We start from the raw sequence: 2,828 nt of genomic DNA, 5'->3' as shown, positions 1-2,828 counted from the left end.
CGTCTGGGTTGGCAGTATTGGCAGGCGCCGGTGTTCACGGCGTCGTACCGCACGCAGCCGCTGCAGCTGCTCAATGTCAGCTTGCCCGATGCCCAGCCGGGAACGCAGCTGGCGCTCGGCGCCGACAGCGCGATCGAGGTGCGGCTGCATCGGCAGCGCCGCATCGTGCAGCTCGAAGGCGGTGAACTGCGCTGCGACGTGGCGCACGACGCCGCGCGGCCGTTCGAGGTGCTGACGCGCGACGCGCGCATCGAGGTGCTGGGCACGGTGTTCAGCCTGCGCGAGCGCGGCGGCGCGCTGACGGTGGGCGTCGAACGCGGGCGGGTGCAGGTGGCGCCGCGCGAGGCGGCCGACGATGCAGGCCCGGACCGCTACGGCCCGCCGATCGTTTTGACGGCCGGCGAGCTGCTCGACATCCGCAACGGCATCGCACAGCCGCCGCGCCTGGGCGACGCGGCGGCCCTCGCCGGCTGGCGCGACGGCTGGCTCAGCTTCCAGGACACCCCGCTGCGCGAGGCGCTGGCCAGCGTCAACGCCTACCGCACGGCACCGATCGTCAGCACCGATCCACGCGTCGACGCGATGCGGCTGACCGGCCGCTTCCCGGTGCGGGATGCGGCCGGGTTGCTGGCGGCCCTGCCGCAGGTGCTACCGGTGGCGGTGCGGATGCGATCGGATGGCACTGCAGAACTGGCCAGCCGACGATAGGTCATCCTTCGATCATTTTTGATTGCGATACTGCCGCAATCCCTCTGTGACACCGTCATTCTTCAGCATGACGGCCTTGAATTTATTCCAGACCTCCATATCGAAATTTCCGGTTTCCACTTCATCTTGCAAAGCGCCATTAAGATTCCTGAATGCGTCAGCTTCCTCGGCGCTCATATTTTTCGTCCCGTCGCGCGCCGCCTGGGAAATGATCAATTCCCTTACGAAAGGAAGCCCGAGCTTTGCCGGGAAATATTGCTTCCCATTCTGTTTCGTCTTCTCTTCGTGGATATAAAGCAGTTTGACAAGTTCATCATGGAACACCGACGGGAACGCAGGGCGGTCTGTCTTTCCTGGCGCGGCTGCGATTTTATCCCACTCCCCGCTGGTCTGCCCCGAATTGTTTCCTTCCCAGTTTTTATACCCCTCGTCATTTGCGAAGGCATTGACGAGTCGCCGATAATGCAAGGGGTGGAATTCCCCGCCGCCATCAAGATACTGACTGAGCCCCCCAATTTTATTCCGCATTGGTTTATCCCAGCGAAACTCAAATCCATTCTTTTGTGTCTCGTTACGGACAAAGGCGTGAATTTCTTTCTGCGCCTGCTTCTCGGTCACACCTTTGGGCAGAGCCAAGTAGTATTCCCCGTCACCGCCCCGGCGAGTGTATTTTCCAGACAACTCGCGGAAAGCTGTGTAACACCTTTCCTTGTCCACTTGATTCACCACATCGTGCTCGCCTTGAGTGTATCGACTCTTGAGCTTGATGATCTGACAATCACCATGCTTATTCCACGCCTCATTCTGGGCGCCTACAAATTGCTTCAAATCTATCTTTGAAATATCAGGGCGGTTCTGCTCTACACGCCATGAAAATACATTCATCAAGTCGTCGTTGCTGAGATTCTTATATTTGGAACGAAGGCCTTCGAAAAGGCTTGAAAGCGGTGATGCGTGGTCCTGCTCCCGTGCTGGGCCGACCGGCCTTGAGCCGGATCGGTCCGTCCTTCTTGGAGACCTGGAAAATTTTGGCGACTCCGCGGGATGAACCTTGGAGTCACGGGTCCCATGTTTAGATTTTCCTGGCAAAGGCAAAGCCTGATGAACAGGTAAATTGTATTTTTCCAGGGATTTCCAGACAACCGACCTATCCACTGTGTTAGCGGCGACATTCTCACAATGAATGATTTGGGTCTGCATGAACTTGACCAAGACTTCATCCAAAATTTCAGGACAAGAATCTTTGATGGTGCTGCCAAGAATAATGAGTTGCTCCTCAAAACTGCCACCTGCATCCATCAATGCTTTCATGCGGTTGGATAGAAACTTATTTTGCTCAGCAGTCGACATTCGAGATCTCGTGGACATGGGATCTTTTTCTTCGCGAATGCTGGACCTCGAATGTGTATCGAGAGAGGATTCAAAAGTTTCTTGGGCGCTTCTCCTCTGAAGGTCTGTCTTCCTCAACACCGCGTTTTCCGTGTCTTTTTTCTTTTCTTTGCCGGATGAGCCAATTTTCTGGAACTGTTTTTTCACGTTCTTGAACACACTTCGCATCACAACTCCAAATTCATCTGATTGATCTGAACACGCCCGCATGCGGCCGCTCCGGACTCCTGAACGCGCCAAGAGACCGCAAGCCCATTGAGTGGGAAATCCCGCGTGCCCGTTCCAGGCCAAGTACACCCGTGTGCCRCTCCGCCACGCGACGCAAGCCCCATGTCCCACTCTCCCCCGCTCATCCGTCTAAGCAGTCGGAGAGCTCGCAAGCCAGCCCCAGGCCCCTCAGTGGCCTCACGCCAGCGGCTCGTCGTTCATCACGCAACACAACCTCTGGAGTACCCCCATGCGTTCCCTCCCCCGCCAGCGCCTGCTCGTCGTCGCGTTGGCCGCCGCCTTCAGCGGCCCCCTGGCCGTGCCGCACGCGCTCGCCCAGGCCCCCGCCCAGGCCGAGGCCGAGTTCGCGGTCCAGCTGCCGGCCCAGCCGCTGGATGCCGCGCTGAACGAGCTGTCGCGCCAGACCGGCCTGCCGATCCTCGCGGCCGCCGAGGCCACGGCCGGCAAGACCTCGCGCGCCGTGAGCGGCCGGCTGAGCGCGGCCCAGGCGCTGCAGCAGATGC

Annotated in this window: 2 protein-coding genes and 1 pseudogene; 2 read left to right on the top strand and 1 reads right to left on the bottom strand. The window is 59.1% G+C overall.

Annotation, left to right across the window (positions count from 1 at the left end; all coding sequences use genetic code 11):
- On the top strand, positions 1-708 hold a 708-nt coding region (locus AC1D01_RS28500), incomplete at its 5' end, for a FecR family protein (protein WP_477872406.1).
- Between the two features lie 12 nt (positions 709-720).
- On the opposite strand, the gene AC1D01_RS28495 is transcribed toward AC1D01_RS28500, so the two are convergent.
- Positions 721-2,244, bottom strand: coding sequence for a hypothetical protein (locus tag AC1D01_RS28495; protein ID WP_477872404.1), 1,524 nt, complete (start codon positions 2,242-2,244; stop codon positions 721-723).
- 310 nt (positions 2,245-2,554) lie between these two features.
- On the opposite strand from AC1D01_RS28495, the pseudogene AC1D01_RS28490 reads away from it, so the two are divergent.
- A pseudogene (locus tag AC1D01_RS28490) lies at positions 2,555-2,828 on the top strand (TonB-dependent siderophore receptor); the annotation flags it as partial.

This window comes from Rhizobacter sp. P3_B12, from assembly GCF_056402895.1.
Note: the sequence above shows the minus strand (reverse complement) of the source record. Positions and strands in the feature narration are given on the sequence as shown.